General features: G+C 58.3%; 10 protein-coding genes. 1 reads left to right on the top strand and 9 read right to left on the bottom strand.

Annotated elements, in window-relative coordinates:
• Position 1 precedes the first annotated feature (1 nt).
• The 5 genes from AC2FF8_RS07580 to AC2FF8_RS07600 form a co-directional block, all read right to left on the bottom strand.
• The gene (locus tag AC2FF8_RS07580; protein ID WP_496879339.1) at positions 2–1,585 is read right to left on the bottom strand and encodes an ABC transporter substrate-binding protein; all 1,584 of its coding nucleotides are present in this window, start codon (positions 1,583–1,585) and stop codon (positions 2–4) included.
• Between the two features lie 298 nt (positions 1,586–1,883).
• Complete coding sequence (locus AC2FF8_RS07585) at positions 1,884–3,941, bottom strand: adenylate/guanylate cyclase domain-containing protein (protein WP_496879340.1); 2,058 nt, start codon at positions 3,939–3,941, stop codon at positions 1,884–1,886.
• Between the two features lie 185 nt (positions 3,942–4,126).
• Complete coding sequence (locus AC2FF8_RS07590; protein ID WP_496879341.1) at positions 4,127–6,103, bottom strand: DEAD/DEAH box helicase; 1,977 nt, start codon at positions 6,101–6,103, stop codon at positions 4,127–4,129.
• 388 nt (positions 6,104–6,491) lie between these two features.
• A complete protein-coding gene (locus tag AC2FF8_RS07595; RefSeq protein ID WP_496879342.1) occupies positions 6,492–8,873 on the bottom strand; it encodes a thiamine pyrophosphate-binding protein in 2,382 nt (793 codons plus the stop codon).
• A 14-nt stretch (positions 8,874–8,887) separates the two neighbouring features.
• Complete coding sequence (locus tag AC2FF8_RS07600) at positions 8,888–10,087, bottom strand: methionine gamma-lyase (protein WP_480685039.1); 1,200 nt, start codon at positions 10,085–10,087, stop codon at positions 8,888–8,890.
• A gap of 115 nt (positions 10,088–10,202) precedes the next feature.
• On the opposite strand from AC2FF8_RS07600, the gene AC2FF8_RS07605 reads away from it, so the two are divergent.
• A complete protein-coding gene (locus AC2FF8_RS07605; protein ID WP_496879343.1) occupies positions 10,203–10,655 on the top strand; it encodes an Lrp/AsnC family transcriptional regulator in 453 nt (150 codons plus the stop codon).
• Positions 10,656–10,783: 128 nt separating this feature from the next.
• Here AC2FF8_RS07605 and paaZ read toward each other — a convergent pair whose 3' ends face one another.
• From paaZ to AC2FF8_RS07625, 4 genes are all read right to left on the bottom strand, one after another.
• Positions 10,784–12,814 (bottom strand): phenylacetic acid degradation bifunctional protein PaaZ, encoded by a 2,031-nt coding sequence (paaZ, locus tag AC2FF8_RS07610; RefSeq protein ID WP_496879344.1) that lies wholly within the window; start codon positions 12,812–12,814, stop codon positions 10,784–10,786.
• Between the two features lie 119 nt (positions 12,815–12,933).
• The gene (locus tag AC2FF8_RS07615) at positions 12,934–14,121 is read right to left on the bottom strand and encodes a cytochrome P450 (RefSeq protein WP_496879345.1); all 1,188 of its coding nucleotides are present in this window, start codon (positions 14,119–14,121) and stop codon (positions 12,934–12,936) included.
• Positions 14,121–15,473: a TRAP transporter large permease gene (locus AC2FF8_RS07620; RefSeq protein ID WP_152460570.1), complete on the bottom strand. Its 1,353-nt coding sequence runs from the start codon at positions 15,471–15,473 to the stop codon at positions 14,121–14,123. Before AC2FF8_RS07620 ends, AC2FF8_RS07615 begins: the two co-directional genes overlap by 1 nt.
• The gene (locus AC2FF8_RS07625) at positions 15,473–15,976 is read right to left on the bottom strand and encodes a TRAP transporter small permease (RefSeq protein ID WP_170345182.1); all 504 of its coding nucleotides are present in this window, start codon (positions 15,974–15,976) and stop codon (positions 15,473–15,475) included. The genes AC2FF8_RS07620 and AC2FF8_RS07625 overlap by 1 nt, the downstream gene beginning before the upstream one ends.
• Positions 15,977–16,031: the final 55 nt, after the last annotated feature.

Raw genomic sequence — 16,031 nt, forward strand, 5'->3', positions numbered from 1 at the left:
TTTATTCGACGCTCACACCATAGAAGATGTGACCGCCCAGTGGGTGCACTTTGTAGCCTTGCACCTTCTTGCTCATCGGCATGTAAACGACCGAATGCGCGATGGTCGCCCACGGAGCCTGCTCTTTGAACACGACCTGCGCTTCTTCATACAGTTTGGTCCGCTCGGCCTGATCCGTGCTTTGCTTGGCCTTCAGGATCAGGTCTTCGAAGGGCTGATGACACCATTGTGCGCGGTTCGATGCTTCGACCCCGTCACAGCCCAGCAAAACCGCCAGGAAGTTGTCCGGGTCACCGTTATCCCCGGTCCAGCCCAGCAGAACGGCACCGTCCCGGTTCAACTCTTTCGAGCGAGACAGGTATTCACCCCATTCGTAAGAGACGATTTCGACGCCCACACCGATCTTGGCGAAATCCGCCTGGATCAACTCGGCCATACGGCGGGCATTGGGGTTGTAGGGGCGCTGGACGGGCATGGCCCAGATTTTCATCGACAGGTCCGAAACACCTTCGGCCTCGAGCATCGCCTTGGCCGCTTCGGGATCATAGGGATCGTCCACGATGGCGTCATTGTAACCCCACATGGTAGGCGGGATCGGGTTCTTGGCCACCTGACCCGAGCCTTGGAAGACCACGTCGATGATCGCCTGCTTGTCGATCGCCATGTTCAGCGCTTTGCGCACCTTCGGATTGTCGAATGGCGCCATGGTGGTGTTGTAGGCCAGATAACCAACGTTCAGGCCCTCTTGTTCCAGCATATTGATGTCCGGATCATCCTTCATGGCCTGAATGTCGGCAGGGTTCGGATAGGGCATCACGTGACATTCGCCGGCTTTCAGCTTTTGGTAGCGCACAGACGCATCCGGTGTGATGGCAAAGATCAGGTTTTCGACCTGCGCCGGGTCTTTCCAATACGCATCATTGGCCGCGTAACGGATCACCGCGTCTTTTTGATAGGCCACGAACGAGAAAGGCCCGGTGCCGATGGGGGCCGTATTCAGTTTTTCCGGCGTTCCGGCCTCCATCATTGCCTCGGCATATTCCGCCGATACGATCGAGGCAAAGTCCATCGCCATATTGGCGACAAACGGCGCTTCGGGCTTGGACAGGGTAAATTTCACCGTGTAGTCGTCGATCTTTTCGATGGACTCGACCAGATCAGGCATCCCCATACCCTGGAAATATTCCCAGGTTCCGCCTGACACTTGATGATAAGGGTGGTTTTCGTCTTTCTGACGCATGAACGAAAAAATCACGTCATCCGCGTTGAAGTCGCGGGTCGGCGTGAACGCGTCGTTCGAGTGGAACTTGACACCCTGGCGCAACTTGAAAGTGTATTCCAGACCATCATCGCTGGCCTCGACACTTTCGGCCAGGCCGGGGACCACATTGGTCGTGCCCGTTTCAAATTCAAGCAACCGATTGTAGATCGGATGTGAAGAGGCATCAAAGGTCGTCCCTGCGGTGTACAGCGCAGGATCGAAGCCTTCAGGCGACCCTTCGGAACAATATACAAGTGTATTTGCCTGCGCCACGGCACCCGTCAGGGCGATCGCAGTGGTTGCGGCCAGAAGTTTGAGTTTCATGATTTTCTCCCAGAAAAGGACTTTAAAAGACAATCGCATGGCTCTTTGTCGTCAGAGCATTCAGTGACAGCACAGGTCGTCGCGATCCCTCTGCTCAATGTATCCAAAATACAAAATCTAAAGTCAACAGTGTCTTTCTGCGGATGTCTCTGACGACCGTTTCTGCCTTTGCACCCTGATTTCAGGGTCTCATTCTCATCTTCGCCGCGAAAACGATACGACGCCCCGAAACGCTCTGCCGCGCACTCAGACCTTTCTGTTCATGGGTGCGGATCGCATGCTCTCATGGCCTGTACCCTCACGTCTTGTCCGTATGCGTAACCGCACGCCAATCCCGTGCGGGAGGGTTGGTCAAAAGCTTCGTTGCGCGCAACTTCATAACCACGGACACAGGATCCCCGCCCCGCATTTTGTCCGCGGCTTCAAACGCAGCTATCGCCTGCTCGAACCGGCCGGAACGATAATGCGCAAGACCTTGTTCGTATGTCTTGATCCAATCAAATGATCCCTCAAAACTGTCGACCATCGCAATCAGCTCATAGACCACCAGTTCCTCGATCCGGCCAAAGACCGCAAGCGTGTCCAGCTCTCGGACGACAATTGCGTCGGCGGCTTCGCGCCGGGTCTCGGGGCCGATCAGAATGCGCGTGCCATACTCCTTGTTGGCCCCTTCCAATCGGCTGGCCACATTCACGACGTCGCCGATTGCCGTATAGTTCAACCGCTGCTCTGACCCAATGTTGCCAACCAGAGCTTCCCCACTGTTCAACCCGATCCTGACACGCAGGGAATTTCCGGCCTCGTCCTCGATGCCCGCATCTTCCACGGTCGCGACAAGATCCAGTGCCGCGCGGCAGGCATTCTCGGCATGGAGCGCATCCTTGCGCGGAGCCCCCCAGATCGCCATGACCGCATCACCCATGAATTTGTCGATCGTCCCGTCATGGCGCGCGACGGCTGCTGCGGCCGCAGAGAAAAAAGGCTCCATCAACTGGATGATCTTGGGGCCCAGTTTTTCCGACAACCCGGTGAATCCGGTCACATCGCAAAACAACACGGAGACCTGTTTTATGTCGCCGCCCGGCTGTGTCTTGATACCCTCAGCGAGCAGCATCTTCACAAGATCGGTCGGCACGTATTTTCGGAACGCGGACAACCCTGCGGCCATGCTGGCAGTGGCTGCTGACAGATTGGCCAGCTCGGACAGGTTGGAAGGCCTGCGTGAAATGTGTTCGACATCAAAGCGTTCGATTTTGCTCAGGTCTTCTGCGATGCGCGCCAATGGGTTGGCCACAATTCTACGGATCAACCAGATCGCCAGAGCGGTCGAGACGATCACGACCCCGATCAGGATATAGATCAGGTCTATCAAGGTTGCATTGATACCCGACAAGAAGGCCGATTCCGGAATGACGGTAGCGACGCGCCACCCGTAAAAACCTAAAGGCGTCAGGGCCACCGCATAAGGAACGCCATCGATCACCACGCGTTTCGTCGAGTTGCCAGAAGTTTTGCCATCCGGGTCGCCCAACAGTTTTTCCCCCGAGATCTTGGCAACCTCGTACAGCTCACCTTCGCCCATGCGCGCCGGTGTAACTTCATCCGCTTTTGCGTCGGGAACAGCAATTACTTTGCCATCGGCATCCAGAATGAAGGCGGCTCCGAATTCACCGGGCTCGAGCGTCGCCAGAAAGCGTGACAAACGGTCGGTTTCGATTGCGACCGCAAGAACACCCTGCCGTGCCCGGTTGACATCGATCGGCCCCGCAAATGCGTATACGGTCTTGTCACTGCCCGGAAGATCGCGTGCTTCGATCCATCCCATCGAGTTCAGAGACATAAAATTGTTGAACCAGGCATGATCGCGAGGATCATAGGAGGTCGGAACAAAGTTCCTTTCTTCGAACTGAATATCGCCGGGAATAAAAATGTATCGATCGGTCCGCAGGTTTCGGTCGCGGATGTCCTTGTCGATCTCCATCATCTCAAGCCCGCTGTCGCCCAAACGGTGCGACGCGAAAAAATTGCCGTCCGGCCAACCGAAGAAAATCCAGGAAATATTCGGCTGCGCCTGCAACTGGGACAGAAAAACGAACTCTCGCTTATCGGCCTGCCGTGTTGCGATGACATTCTGTACAAAGATCGTGCGCACCGCCGACCATGCGGCTTCGGCGGATCTGAGAGTTGCCCCGACTTCGATGCGGACCGCGTTTGCAATCTGGCTGTTGATCTCAGCGGCAAGCATGCGGCTGTTGTCACGCGCGGTCGTCCACCACAGCGAATGAACAACAAAGGTCGACACGCCGATGGATACGGCGACCAGCATGGATACAGCAATGCCGACACTGAACCGCATGAAAACCCCGAAAAGAATGTCCTGTACCACAGTATTCGGTTGAGATCGCAAGAAGAGCAAAGCTTAGTTTGCTTCAACCCCGAAAAATCACGCAACTGTTAAGCACATGTGTATGCCGCGACAGAAATCCCCAGCACCTGGTCACTTGCCAATGCCCAGCGGACAGACCTTGCCCGTGGCGGAAATCAACTGACCTTGGGTCCGGGTTTGCGACGTTTGGGGACTGCGTTGCCACCTTTGGCGGACTTTGTGGCCGCAGCGCGTGCACGGTTTTTCTTGCTGCTAGGCTTGCCCTTCGGCGGCGGTGGGCCTTTCGGCGCATCACCGTCTGGCTTGGAGCGACCACTTTTTTGCTCTACGCTCCCGGCCTTGCGCTTTTTCGGTTTTGCGCCCGAAGCCTTGAACTTGCTTTTTGTCTCGTCGTCCGACGTTCCGAGGGATTCTGTTGTGCGCACGGTCTTTGCCGACTGGGCCTCGGGCTTGGGCTGGCGGCGAGGGGCTTTCCGCTCAGCCGGAGCGGCATCCCTTTTCTGGCCCGAAGGCCTGCCTTTGAACTTGCGATCAAGACCGGGCCGACCGGTTGACGACAGGTCTGGTGCCTTGTCCAACCGCACAAGGTCCTTGGTTTCTTCTATTTTCATCTCTGGGCCAATGGAGGTCAGAAAGCGGTCGACACTGGCTTTACTGATTTCGAAATAAGTTACGTCCTCTGCAATCCGGATGGCACCGATGTCGTCTTTCGTGAGATTGCCCGCCTTGCAGATCATCGGCAGCATATGACGTGGGGATGCATTCTGATTGCGCCCTTCGGACACAGAAAACCAGACGCTGGGCCCAAAAGATGCGCGGGGTTTTGGGGCAGTCTGATCGACCGCCGACAGCTCTTCCGGGGCGGAATGGCGCAGTTTGTATTGCCTGAGATACGCGGCTGCGATTTGTTCGGGCGTAAAACTCTCTATCAGTTTCTCAACCGACGGGCGTTCGCTTTCCGTGATCTCGACCTGCCAGTCTTCTGACGCCAGCATCCGCGCCTGATCACGCTCGTTCACCTCGTCGGCGGACGGGGCCGATCCCCAATCCGCTGTCAGCTTGGCAAATTTCAGAATGCGCTCTGCCTTTTTTCGCGATGATGGCGCGACGATCAGGGCACTGACGCCCTTGCGCCCGGCGCGACCTGTGCGGCCAGACCGGTGCAGCAGCGTTTCATGGCTGTTGGGCAGCTCGGCATGGACAACCAGATCAAGGTTGGGCAGATCGATTCCGCGGGCCGCAACATCGGTTGCCACGCAGACGCGGGCCCGTCCATCGCGCATGGCCTGCAACGCGTTGGATCGTTCGCTCTGGGTCAGCTCACCGGACAGGGCCACGACTGAAAAGCCCCGGTTTGACAGGCGCGCGGTCAGGCGTGAAACCATCGCGCGGGTGTTGCAGAAAACGATGGCATTGGGGGCCTCGTAATATCGCAGCACATTGATAATCGCGTTTTCACCATCGCGCGGGGCCACCGTCATGGAGCGATACTCGATATCCGCGTGCTGTGTCTGTTCGCCGACCGTGCTCACACGCACCGCGTCGCGCTGATACCGCTTGGCCAAATTGGCAATTGCGCGTGGCACGGTGGCGGAAAACAACAAGGTCTGACGATCTGCGGGAGTTTCATCAAGAATGAACTCAAGATCCTCGCGGAACCCCAGATCCAGCATTTCATCCGCTTCGTCCAGGACAACCGCGCGGATAGCTGTCAGATCGATTGAACCCCGATTGATATGGTCGCGAAGCCGCCCAGGAGTGGCCACAACGATATGGGCGCCTCTGGCCAGCGCGCGACGCTCATCCCGAATGTCCATACCCCCGACGCACGAGGCCAGAAACGCACTTGCCCCGGAATACAACCAGCCAAGTTCCCGCTTCACCTGAAGTGCCAGTTCCCGGGTCGGCGCGACAACCAGCGCCAACGGCGCTTCGGGCTTGCCAAGCGTTTCTTCGTCGCCCAGCACCTTGTGCGCAATCGCAAGACCAAACCCAATGGTCTTCCCTGACCCGGTCTGGGCCGATACCAGCATGTCGCGCCCTTCCAGCTCGGGTTGGGTGACGGCTCGCTGAACTTGGGTCAAAGTATCATAGCCCTTGCGCGCTAGAGCATCTGCAATGGTTTGTTTCACGGTGGTGGTTCTTTGTATCGGCCAGGTGATAGGCGCTGTGCGGAATTGCGATCAGCGGATCATCCAAGGGTAAAGACAGCCCCATACCGGTTGCCATCCCCGTTGTATAGACGGGAAAACGGGCATTTTCGCCGAAAAGCTTCCCGCAACGGAACACCCTGACAGGTCAGACCCTGACGGCAACCTCCAGGGCCGGGCCGCATCAAACCTGGGTCGGCGCGGGAACAAAATTCACCATTTTGCCGGCAGATACCTGCCTTTGAACGTCGGAGACCCGCCCCGGACACGCACAATCGCGCCGATCATTTCGATGACGTGGCCGTCGTTGATGCGACAAGGGTCAAACCAGCGCCCGAACGGGTTCGCTTCTGATCTTGTTGACCCAATCTCAAGCCCCTGCTGCCCGAAGAAGAACTCTGCCCCGGGTCAAGCCATTCACCTTTTCGACGATGGCATCGGCATCGATACAGTGGTGGCGATAGAGATCACCGATCGTTCCTGTCTGGCCAAAATGTTCGACGCCCATCGGAATGGTCTGATGTCCACGTACAGCGCCCAGCCACGACAATGTTGCAGGATGCCCGTCAATCACGGTGACCAGATTGCAATGCCGCGGCAGGCCAGACATCAGGGTTTCGATGTGGGAAAGTGCGGCCGGGTTGCCGCGCGACCGCGCGCGTTGTGCAGCCGTCCAACCGGCATTCAGCCGATCCGCGGACGTCACGGCCAATACGCCGACATCGCGACGGCCTTCACCAATCATGCCAGCGGCCTTGATTGCCTCGGGCGCGACGGCGCCCTGATAGGCGATTACAACTTCGCAATTCGGCCCCGGTTTCCGCAACCAATAAGCGCCGTCTATGGCACCCTGGCGAAACTCGTCATCCACGCGTTTGCCGGGCTGCTCAATCGGGTTGGTCGTCAGACGCATATAGACGGAACCGCCGGTTTCATCGCGCAGCCATGTGCGCTCGTCCGGTTGTCCTTCACCGTCGCGTTGCAGGTAGTCGAAGGCCCATTCCGTGATCACCGCCAGTTCATCAGCAAAGGCGGGCTCAAAGGCGGCCAGCCCGTCCTGGCTCATCCCGATCAGGGGGGTACCAACGGATTGATGCGCGCCGCCTTCAGGCGCCAGCGTGACGCCCGACGGCGTTCCAACCAGAAGAAAGCGTGCATCCTGATAGCAGGCATAGTTCAGCGCATCGAGGCCGCGACTGACAAAGGGATCATAGACGGTGCCAATCGGGATCAATCGCTTGCCAAACAGGGAATGCGACAGACCCGCCGCACCCAGAAGCAGCATCAGGTTCATTTCGGCGATCCCAAGCTCGATATGCTGCCCTTCCGGCGTGAATTCCCATTTCGCCGTCGAAGGGATACGATGTTCGATGAAGGCGTCGGCTTGCGTGGATCGGGCAAACAGCTTGCGCCTGTTCACCCAAGGCCCCAGGTTCGTCGTGCCGGTGACATCCGGAGAGGTTGTCACGATCCGTTCGGCCAACGGGCCATCACCTTTTGACAGATCGTCAAGGATCTTGCCAAACGCCATCTGGGTCGAGATTTCGCGGCTGGTTTCGACCTCGATCCGTGGCACATCCAGCTTGTCATCGAAATAGCGGCGCGGACCCTTGGCAAAGAACGGTGCCCTGGCCAGAAAATCCTTGAATGTGTCTTGGTCCTGCACTGTCGCAAGCGGCTCCCATTCTTCGCCTTCAGGCACGCCCATATGCGACTGCCACGCGGCGAACTGGCTGTTGTTCATCAGCCCGCCGTGATTGTCCTTGTGGCCCGCGATGGGGGTGCCCCATCCTTTGATGGTGTAGGCCAGGAAACAGGTCGGGCGATCGTGATCGATGGCGGCAAATGTTCGGGCCATGGTCTCGACGCAGTTGCCGCCAAGGTTTTCCATCAGCGCAGCCAGCTCTGCATCCGTCCGCCGTTCGATCAGGGCGGTCACATCCCCCTGATCCCCCAGATCGTCCATGAGACGCTGTCGCCAGACCGCCCCACCCATGAAAGTCAACGCCGAGTAGTCCTGGTTGGGGCACGCATCGATCCAGTCGCGCAGGCGATCGCCACCCGGTTCTTCAAAGGCCGCGCGTTGCAGAACTCCATATTTCACGCGCACGACATCCCAACCGAACGCATCGAAGATTTTCTCGATCCGTTCGAACAGCCCTTCACGGACGATGCCGTCCAGAGATTGCCGGTTGTAGTCTATGATCCACCACGTGTTGCGCAGGTCGTTCTTCCAGCCTTCCTGCAAAGCCTCGTACACATTGCCTTCGTCCAGTTCGGCGTCGCCAACAAGGGCCACCATCCGCCCCATCGGAGCATCCGAGCCCCAGCTTTTGGCCTTGATGTAATCCTGAATGATCGAGGCAAACGAGGTGATCGCGACACCCAATCCCACCGAGCCGGTGGAGAAATCAACGTCGTCGATATCCTTGGTCCGGCTGGGATAGCTCTGCACACCGCCAAAACCACGGAAATTCTCCATCTTCTCGCGCGTTTGATTGCCCATGAGATACTGCATCGCATGAAAAACCGGCGAGGCATGGGGTTTGACTGCTACGCGGTCTTCAGGGCGCAGGGCTGAAAAATAGAGCGCCGTCATGATCGACACCATCGAAGCAGACGATGCCTGATGGCCACCAACCTTGATCCCATCCACCTTTGGCCGGACGTGGTTGGCATGGTGGATCATCCAATGCGACAACCATAGCAGACGTTGTTCAACGATCTTCAACTGGGTGGGATCAATGTGCATGGCGGTCTCCGGATTCAGGCGGCGCTGCGGGCAGGATAGGGCAGAGCTTGCTCCAGATCGGCGAGGATATCTTCGACGTCCTCCAACCCAACAGACAGACGGATCAAACCATCGCTGATCCCATGCTCGGCCCGTTCCTCCGGAGTATAGGTCGAATGAGTCATGGATGCGGGGTGCTGGATCAGCGTTTCGGCATCGCCCAAGGACACCGCGCGCTGGATCATGTTGAGGCGGTTCATGAATTCAATCCCACCGGACAGGCCGGACTTGACTTCAAACGCTATCATGGCGCCGGGTTGGGACATCTGGCGCTGCGCGACGTCATGCTGGGCGAAACTCTCAAGCCCAGGGAAATAAACCTCGCCGACGGCCGGATGGGCTTCGAGGAAATCTGCAACGACCCTGGCGGAGGCACAGTGACGATCCAGACGCAGGTTCAGTGTTTTCAGTCCGCGCAGTATCAGCATCGCGTTGAAAGGGGCCATGACCGCACCGGTCATATCCTTCATTCCGACCAGGCGGATTTCGGCAATCTGTTCAGCGGTGCCAACAACCAGACCGGCGACCACATCGCCATGTCCGCCAAGATATTTGGTGGCGGAATGCAGAACGATATCCGCCCCGTGCTCGATCGGGCGGGTCAGATAGGGGCTGGCGTAGGTGTTGTCGACGACAACCGTTGCACCGACCGAATGCGCGATCTCGGCGCTGGCGGCGATGTCCACCAAGCGCATGTTCGGGTTGGCCGGAGTTTCGAAATAGACAACGCGGGTTTTGTCAGAAAGCGCCGCTTTCAGGTTCTCGGGGTCCGTCATGTCGACATGGGTGATCGTGACCCCCCATTTCGCCAGACCGTGGCGCATGAAGGCGAAGGTGCAGCCATAGAGTGTTTTGTCCACGATGACTTCGTCCCCTGGCGACAGCAGAGTCCAAAGCACTGCCGTTATCGCCCCCATGCCGCTGGACAGGGCCAGTCCGGCCTCGGCCCCTTCAAGCACCGCAATGCGTTGTTCCAGAAGGTCACATGTGGGGTTCGAAATTCGGCTGTAGATATGACCTGCGCGTTCACCGGCGAACATCTCTCCACCAGCCTCTGCGGATTCGAAGGCAAACGTGGACGTCAAATGCAGCGGTGGCGTAAGGGCGCCGTCATTTTCCAAAGGGTTGTAAGCGTGGTGAATGGCGCGGGTGGCAAATCCGGTTGAACGAGTCATTGCAAGCTCCTGTTTCAAGCTGACGCCAGTTTACGCCTTTACTTTGGGCTTTTACTTGCAAATAGTACCAAGAGCGCGATCCATATTGGCAGATTCTGCCAAGGTTGAGGTTGAAATGGACGATAAAGACAGACAGATCATTCGGGCGCTGCAAAAGGACGGGCGCATGACGAACCAGGATCTTGCCGACGAGGTGAACCTGTCTCCGTCGCCGTGTCTGCGCCGGGTCAAGAACCTCGAAGCGCGCGGGGTCATAAAGGGTTACAGCGCAGATGTGGACGCTGCGGCATACGGCATAGGCATTACCGTTTTTGTGCGGATCCGGTTGGAGCGGCACAATGAAACGGACGTTCAGAATTTCGAAAAACGCGTTCGGATGATCGACGAAGTTCTTGAATGCCACGTGCTGACCGGGGCAATGGACTACCAGTTGCGGGTGCTGGTATCGGATCTCGAGGCATATGAGGAGTTCATTCGAAACAGAATTCACCCGATCGGTGGGATTGCATCGATCGACACAAGCTTTGTTTATGGAACGGTAAAGAAGACCGCAGTTTTTCCGCCCTGATGGAACGCGCCCGGCCAATCTGCGAGCTCAGGTTGAGGTGCATGTTCAACGGGCGCTGGGATCAGGGTTCACAGATCGTTTTTCGGCCCGTGAACACGCTGACCTGCCGAGTTCAATAGGCACCAAGCCTAGTAGGCGACCATCGTCAACAGCTCGTATTCCGCAACCATTTCATCATCCTGCTGGGTCAGGGTGACATGCCAGCGGACTTCGCCGTATTCTTCGTTCCGCTTGGTCTTGGCCTTGACCGTCAACCGCACCTTGATGGTGTCACCCGCCTCGACGGGCTTCATGAATCGCAACCCGTCAAGACCCGTGTTTGCCAGAACCGGGCCTTCGTTGGGTTCAACAAACAATCCGGCTGCAAATGACAAAAGCAAGTACCCATGGGCCACACGGCCCGGGAAGAACGGGTTCCGTTCCGCCGCTGCCTGATCCATATGCGCGTAGAACGTATCGCCGGTGAAATTGGCAAAGTGTTCGATGTCTTCCATCGTGATTGTACGGGGCGCCGTGTGGAGGGTCTCGCCAATCACCAACTCGTGGAACCGGCGCGTGAACGGATGGGCCGGCCCTTCGACCTCGGTCGCGCCGGGAACCCATTTGTTCCCTATTGCGGTCAGCAGATCAGGCGATCCCTGAATGGCTGTTCTCTGCATGTAATGCTTGACGCCACGCACGCCGCCCATCTCTTCGCCGCCACCAGCGCGTCCCGGTCCGCCGTGAACCATATGCGGCAGCGGAGAGCCGTGGCCGGTGGATTCCTTCATCGAGTCGCGATTGTTGAAGTACAGGCGCCCATGATACGCCCCTGCCCCCAGGGCAACGTGCCGTGCCACATCGGCGTCATGGGTTATGACCGATGCCACCAGCGACCCCTGTCCGCGATTTGCCAGTTCGATCGCATGGTCGAGATCGCGATAGCCCATCACAGTGCTGACAGGGCCAAAAGCCTCGGTGTCGTGGACACGCCGGGCCGCATCCGGATTGGCACAATGGTACAACATCGGCGGCAGGAACGCGCCTTTCTCGGCATCCGCCCCATCAACCACAAAATCGTCAGGGTTGCCGAAAACGCGTTCAGCTTCCTGCCCGATGATTGCCGCCTTTTCCAGAACATCGCGTTTCTGACCGTTCGAAACCAACGCGCCCATGCGTGTGGTTTCCAACCGTGGGTCGCCGATGACCGTTTTGGCCAGTCTCGCGGACAGGGCTTCGATCACCGCCTGCACCAGAGGCTCTGGGGCCATGATCCGGCGGATTGCGGTACATTTCTGCCCAGCCTTCGTGGTCATCTCGCGCTGGACTTCCTTGACGAAAAGGTCGAATTCCGGCGTTCCGGGCTCGGCATCAGGGCCCAGTATCGAGCAGTTCAGACTGTCCTGCTCGGCCACGAAACGAACTGAATTCTCCAGGATCACCGGGTTGGAACGCAGTTTTGACGCCGTGTCAGCAGATCCGGTGAAGCTGACCACGTCCTGCATGGTCAGACGGTCCAGCATATCACCCAGACCACCCGAAACCAGTTGCAACGCGCCCGCAGGCAAAATGCCGGAGTCAAGCATCAGCCGGACGCATAGTTCGGTGACGTAGCACGAGTTCGTTGCCGGCTTTACGATGGCCGGAACGCCCGCCAGAAGGGTTGGAGCCAGCTTTTCCAGCATCCCCCAGACAGGAAAGTTGAACGCATTGATGTGAACCGCCACACCGTGCAACGGGGTGCAGATGTGCTGCCCCAGGAAGGTGCCGTTGCGGGACAGCTGCTCGACTTCACCGTCCAGGTAGACATGTCCGTCCGGCATCTCGCGCCGACCTTTCGAAGCGAAGACGAACATCGTGCCGATGCCGCCGTCAATGTCGATCAAGTGGTCGGACTGGGTGGCACCCGTGCTGAAAGACAGGTCATACATTGCCTGTTTGTGCTGACCCAAATGAATGGACAACGCCTTGAGCATCTTGGCCCGCTCATGAAACGTCATCTTCCGCAGCGCCGGCCCACCGACATCGCGCGCATAGTCCAGCATCCCCTGCACATCCAACGCGCTATTGCCGGCCGAGGCGATCACCTCGCCTGTGACCGCGCTTGCAATATTGCGGGCACCCGCACCGGGCGAAACCCATTCACCGGCCGCGAAGCTGGAAATCTGTTGGATTGTCATGAGCGTCTCCTCATCTGTTGTGTGATCTTCGCGCAGCCGTATGCCCGTCTCACGAAACCATAATATAAACCGTACGGTCGGTCAATAAATTGGCGAATTGGCAACTCGAACCGTACATCTCAGACTTGCGCTGGCAGTCGCGCGAAACCCCGAAACCGAATGCGTCCGCCCCGTTCAGCACCGTCGGTGATGCGATAGGTCGGGAATCGCGCCAGAAACCGTCCGACGGCCACGCGACCCTCCATACGCGCCAGGGTTAGGCCAACGCAGGTGTGGGGGCCTCCGGCAAACGCATGATGCTTGTTGGGACGTCGATCCAATACAACCTCATCAGGTTGTTCAAACTGCCGCGGATCGCGATTCGCCGCGCCGATGCACAGGTGAACGTCTGTACCTGCCGGAATGGTCTGACCATGGAACGTCACATCTTCGGTGGTCAGACGATTGCCAAACTGATTTGGGCTTTCCAGCCGCAGAAACTCGTCCACTGCCGTGTTGATCAGATCCGGATTGGCCAGCAGTTCGGCCCGTTTGTCGCGGTGCCGTTCCAACAGTTCCAATGCGTTGCCGATCAGGTTGGTGGTGGTCTCGTGCCCCGCATTCAGGATGAAGATGCAGTTCTGGTACAGCTCGACTTCGGTCAGGCCACCATCGGTGTCATCCTGCATCAACCGCGTCAAGACATCCGTCGCAGGATCTCCGGGGTTGGCCCGGCGATCTTCGATGACATGCCGAAGATAGTCCTTGAAATCAGAAACCGAACGGTTGCCCCACTCTTCCTGCTCGGGCGTCAACTGAGGCTCCAATGCGCCCAGTATGGCCAGAGACCAATCCCGCAAAGGCCCGCGCTCTGATCGGGGAATGCCAAGCAGGTTGCCGATGATCTCGATCGGGATGGCCCCGGCGAAATCCTCGATCAACTCTACCGAGCCCTTGGCCTGCATCTCGTCCAGCAGCCCATCGACAAGTTGAATCAGGCCCGGTTCCATCTGCGCCAGCGCCCGTGGGTTCATCGCGCCAACCATGACCTTGCGGACGCGGGTATGCAGGGGCGGATCGTTGAACACAAGACTGGTGGTATGGTGTTCGTAAAGCGGGCTGTCGACACCGTATTTGGGGCCGAAAACCGCCTTTTTGTCCGATATGAAACGCTCCGTATCCCGGTACACCAGGTCCAGGTCGTCGTACCGCGACAGGATCACCGACCCGTCGGGCTGCCAGCAGACGGGCGTGTCTTCGCGCAACACGGCGTAGGTTGGATAGGGATCCGCATGAAACCCGTCCGGAAGCGCAGTCAGAGAGAACATCAGTGACCCATCGCTCCCATTTGTTCGGGAAGGACCAGAACCAGCCACGGCACCAGAACGATCAAGGCCAGACGGAAGATGTCTGCCACCCAGAACGGTGTGACCCCCTTGAAGATTGTTCCGGTCGATACGTCCCCGACCACGCCTTTCAGAATGAATACGTTCAGACCCACGGGCGGCGTGATCAAACTGATCTCGGTCACGACGACGACGACGATGCCGAACCAGATCGGATCATATCCCAATGACGTGACCAACGGGAAAAAGATCGGAACCGTCAGCAACAGCATCGACAGCGATTCAAAGACGCATCCCAGAATGATGTAGATCCCGAGGATCATCAGGATCACGACGAAGGGCTCCACCTCATATGCGGTGACCAGGGCGATCAACGCTTCGGGCAGGCCGGCCAGGTTGATGAAATTCGAAAAGATCTGCGCGCCGATCAGAACCGAGAACAGCGCCGCTGCGGTGAAGCTGGTTTCCTTCAGCACTTCAAAGGTCGACCCAAGGGTCAGCCCGCCGCGCGACAATGCGATCAGGAATGCCCCCATCGCGCCCATACCGGCGGCTTCGGTCGGGCTGAAGGTCAGGTTCAGGGGGTAGAAATCGAACACTCCGTACAAGCCGCCGATCACCAGGAAGAACAACAGCAACACCGCCCAGACCGAACGCAGGGCCGACAGGCGTTCGCCCCAGCCGTGGCGTTCACCGGCGGGGCCGGCCTCGGGCCTGCGCCAAACGGTCCAGCGCACCGCGAACAGATAGAAGAGGATGCCAAGTACACCGGGGATGATGCCCGCAACGAAGAGTTTGCCGATCGATGTTTCGGTCAGCAGGCCGTAGATCACCAAAATGACCGACGGTGGGATCAGGATACCCAGCGTGCCACCGGCGGCAATCGACGCGGTCGACAGCTCATCCGAGTAGCGGTACCGGCGCATCTCGGGCATCGCGACTTTGGACATGGTCGCAGCCGTTGCCAGCGAGGAACCGCAAATGGCCGAAAAGCCGCCGCACGCGGCTACCGTCGCCATGGCGATACCACCTCGGAAGTGGCCCAGGAAGGCGTTTGAAACCGCGTATAATTCGCGCGCGAGCCCGCCCTTGTTCACGAACAGGCCCATGAGGATGAACAGTGGCACGACCGAAAGGCCGTAGTCCTGTGCCGTGTCCGTAATCTGGCGCCCCACCATTGACATGGCGGCCTTCAGTCCGCGCTCGGACAGGATGCTGCCACCGCGCTCATATGCGAACCCAAGCGTCCCCACGAGGCCCATCGCAAACACGATGGGCAAGCGTACCAACACAAGAACCAGGACAAGGGCGAAACCGATCAGTGCGGCAGTCATCAGGCGTGCTCCGACAAGGTTTGGGGGGCAAAAATGTACAAAAGACCGGTGATGAACATCGCAACGGCCGTGATCGCAGTGAAGGCGGCGATGAACCAACCCACATAGAAGACAGGGATCGACAGGTATTCAGTGACGTCGCCGTAATCCCGTGCACGTTCAGCCAGAACCCAGACGCGCTGAATCGGCCAGATCAGCATGATGCCGGACACCAGATAGACAATCGCATCGCGCGCCCTGCTCAGCCGCAGGCGGGAAAAAATTCCATCGGTCAGGTCAACCGCGATTTGCCCCTTCCCTGCCGAGATCATCGGCAGGACCGAGAACACAAGGATCGCCATCAGAATCCGCGTCAGTTCGGTTGCCGCCTCGATCGGAGCATTGAAGACTGAGCGCAGGATGACGTCAAAAAAGGTCATCACCATCAGGATGAACAGCGCCACACAGGCCAGCACCGTCGGAATGATACTGACGCGACGCGCGAAGGTCACGATAGATTGCATGATTGGCCCCCAACGGGTGTAGATGGCTGGCGGTTCAACCCCGCCAGCCGGGCTG

The sequence above is a fragment of the Ruegeria sp. YTSA144 genome (assembly GCF_059610125.1).